Source organism: Candidatus Margulisiibacteriota bacterium (assembly GCA_028706105.1).
Classification (GTDB): Bacteria; Margulisbacteria; Riflemargulisbacteria; order GWF2-35-9; family DYQY01; genus DYQY01.
The window spans coordinates 1-3,703 of sequence record JAQWCF010000126.1; the positions used below are offsets into that span (position 1 = coordinate 1).

Annotated in this window: 2 protein-coding genes; both read left to right on the forward strand. The window is 32.8% G+C overall.

Features of this window, described 5'->3' with window-relative positions; all coding sequences use genetic code 11:
- The first annotated feature begins 107 nt into the window (after positions 1 to 107).
- A complete protein-coding gene (locus PHF25_09095; protein MDD4528164.1) occupies positions 108 to 767 on the forward strand; it encodes a hypothetical protein in 660 nt (219 codons plus the stop codon).
- A gap of 325 nt (positions 768 to 1,092) precedes the next feature.
- The gene (locus PHF25_09100) at positions 1,093 to 3,435 is read left to right on the forward strand and encodes a restriction endonuclease (protein ID MDD4528165.1); all 2,343 of its coding nucleotides are present in this window, start codon (positions 1,093 to 1,095) and stop codon (positions 3,433 to 3,435) included.
- The last annotated feature ends 268 nt before the right edge of the window (positions 3,436 to 3,703 follow it).

Below are 3,703 nucleotides of genomic sequence, written 5' to 3' on the forward strand. Positions count from 1 at the left end.
AGGAACGCAAATGCAGCGGGTAGGAATGAAGATGTAACAGGGAAAAATTCAAACGCAACACACAACAAATAGTTTGCATTAATTAGTAACCCTAAAATCAACAAATTATGGCATCAAACTTAAAATCAACCGAAGCAGGCACGCTCGAACTTTACAGAGTAGCGCTCGAGAACGTACAAGAGCAGCCAGAAATTGCAACCGTTATGGCAGACCTAGGCTATGATAGCGCATTAATTACCGAAGGGAAACAATTGTTAGAACAAACCCGCAACATTTTCGACTTTAACAAAACCGAAGACGACGAAACCTCGGTAGCCTACGCCGATTTTTCTAATAGAAAGAAAGACCTAGAGACCATTTACTCCCTGCATCGCAAGAAAGCAAAAGTAGTTTTCCGAAAGGACCCCGTAACACTAAAACAGCTTGCCCTCGATGGCTCTCTACAAAAATCGTATGTAAAATGGATAGAAACGGTTAAGAAATTCTACTCCGTAGCTACCACCAACACCGAAATACAGGGCAAGCTCGCCCGCCTAAAGATTACCCCAGAGGATATAACAGCCACAAACACCAAGGTAACAGAGCTCGAAAAGGCACGAGCCGAATATTTAAGAGAAAAAGGCGAATCGCAGGATGCCACCAAAGCCAAGGATGCAGCATTTGCAAAAATTGACGACTGGATGAGTGAATTCTATGCCGTAGCAAAGATAGGGTTAGAAGAAAAACCCCAGCTACTCGAAGCGTTAGGGAAAATTGTGAAGAGTTAAGGAAACCCACCGCACATTGTAAGCACATTGGCAAGCCGCACAAGCCCACCCTTGACCAAAAGCTTGCCAATAAGCTTACAATCTTCCCACGCACCTAGCCCTAAGGGGCTATTAAGATTTCCACCACACAAAATCAAAACCCAGTTGCTAACACGCGGTATATTTCACGCCCCACTATTCCGCTGATAACGCAACATTTAGTTTCAATTTAACGGGTAACGGTGGACAAATAACATCCACGCCCGACGGGGCGCAAAACATACCGCCATCCGTTAGCTGCAAGCGTATAGATACTAATGTTGGCTTAAAGTCTATTTATAATAATATGAGTAACTATAATTTCTCGACACTTAATGATAAGGAATTTGAACAGATTTCTAAAGATTTGCTAAATGCCAAATATTGCCTTGATTTGCAGGATTTCAAGGTTGGTAAGGACAAAGGAATTGACTTACGTTTTTCAACTCCTAAAAACAACAATTCAATTGTTGTGCAAGTAAAACATTATGTAGGTTCAGGCTTTGCGCAGTTAAAACATACATTGCTAAATAAAGAGCTAGATAAGATTAGATTTTTAAAGCCTGACAGATATATTATTGTTACATCTTTACCACTCTCTCCCTCAAATAAAGATGAATTAAGAGAAAATCTTTCTCCGTTCGTTTTAACTTCAAATGATATTTTTGGACAAGAAGACTTAAATGGCTTTTTAGATGAGTTTGGTGAAATTGAAAAAAGATACTTTAAACTTTGGTTTTCAAGTGTTAATGTTTTCAATACTTTAATTAATAATGCAATTGAAGGAAGAACAAGATATTTATTAGAAAAAATAAGAGAAAAAATTTCTTTCTATGTAGTTACAAAAAAACTAGATGATGCAAATCAAATATTACAAAAAGAAAAAGTTCTTTTAATAACAGGGCAACCAGGTATTGGAAAAACGACATTAGCTGAGATTATTATTTTTGATAGAGCTAGAAATGGATTTAAAATATATGAAGTAGAGAACATAAAAGAGGCTGAAGATGTATTATCATCAAACAGAGAAGAAAAACAATTATTTTACTTTGATGACTTTTTAGGATCAAATTATTTTGAAATCGTTAATTCACATAAAACGGAAACTCAATTAACTTCCTTTGTAGAAAGAGTTAGGAATACTCCAAATAAATATTTAATACTAACAACCCGCACCGTAATTCTAAATCTTGCTATAGAACGTTATGAAAAAATTAGTCATTCAAAATTAGCAAGTCAACAATTTGAGATAAAATTAACTGATTACACTAAGTATGAAAAGGCATTGATTTTATACAACCACTTATATTTTAAAGGTGTAAAAGAAGAACTATATAGCAGTATCTTAAATGACAAATTCTATAAGATTATTATTCAACATAAGAATTACACTCCTAGAATCATAGAATTCATTACAGATAACTCAAAAATAGAGCAATTCACTGCTACTTTATATCACCAATTTATTTTAAATAATCTAAACAATCCTAGGGAAATATGGCGTTATTCTTTTAATAATCAAATTACTTATCTAGACAGATGTTTATTGTTAACTCTATTTTCTTTTGAATCAGGATCAAATGAAACCGACTTAATTAACGCATTTGAGAATAGATTAATTTATGAAAAAGAAGAACACAATCAGATTATCAACGCAAATCAGTTTAACGAATCAATTAGAACATTATTGAATGGATTTATTAATGCAACTTTATATACTTTTATAAGTCCCCAGATAAGAATTTTTAATTTTATTAATCCTTCATTGTTTGATTTTTTAATGGGTCATGTTTCTGAATCTTTTCAAGAAAGAAAGAGCATAATATCAAGTATTACATATTTTGAACAATTAAAAGTTTTTGATCAAGACAAATCAAAAATTCCATTAGAAAAAGAATTACAAATTATTATACGAGATAGAATATCACAATCAAAAATAACAGTTTCAAATATTTTTGGCGGTTACTTAAATAATGAAAACAATAAAAATGCAATAATATTAGAATCTTTATGTAAATATTGTCAACAAGTAAATATCGACACTTTACTCTTAGAATATATTCAGAAATTAGATTACGAAGGAAAATGGTCTTACATTCTTCCTCGAATTGAATATTTTTTATTGAATCTAGGTGATGCTCCTCAAACAAGAAAATATATCAAAGAAAACTTCATTAAACTAGTTGAAAGAATAATGGCTTCAATAGATGAGGTTGAAGACGCTAAGTTAATACCGAAGTTGTTTGAAGAGTTTGGATTTGATTACAAAGATTATTCAGAATCCGAAAGTGGATCAAATAAACTTATTAATCTGATTGAAAGCGTATTGCTTAACGCAGAAGATAATTTAAAAGACGATAAGAAAGGAAATATAACTGATATTGATGGCGCTAATGAAATATATGATGAAATAGCTGAAATTGAAAACGAGTTAAGTAAAGAATTGTTTCCAGATATTGCATTTAATCACAATTTCGGAATTGAAATAGACGAAGCTTATTGGGCCGAAATAATTGATGAAAATAAAATGAAGCAATGGGAAAATGAGTCGGATGACTATCGTAATAATAGTTATTACAAAAATGAATCAATTCTTGATAGTTTTAATGAAGATCTTGCAATCGATGATTTATTTGTTAAATCCGATTAAGATAGAACCTAATAAAACGCCAGCAGCTAACAGCGTGTTTATTTTATTTGGGCTGAGATAGATTTGGGAAGTTCGCCGCTTTTGGGTAGCTTTATAACGGTTGGATAGAACATTGTTCCAATCCCCCAAACAAAACAAACACGCGAAACGTTAGCGGTTATGCTGAAAAACGACACAGCAGACTGTAAACGGGGAAGCTGAAAACCGAAAAGAGTAAGCAGACATAAAAAACAATAGAAGATGAAACAAAAAATTTTAACATTAACGA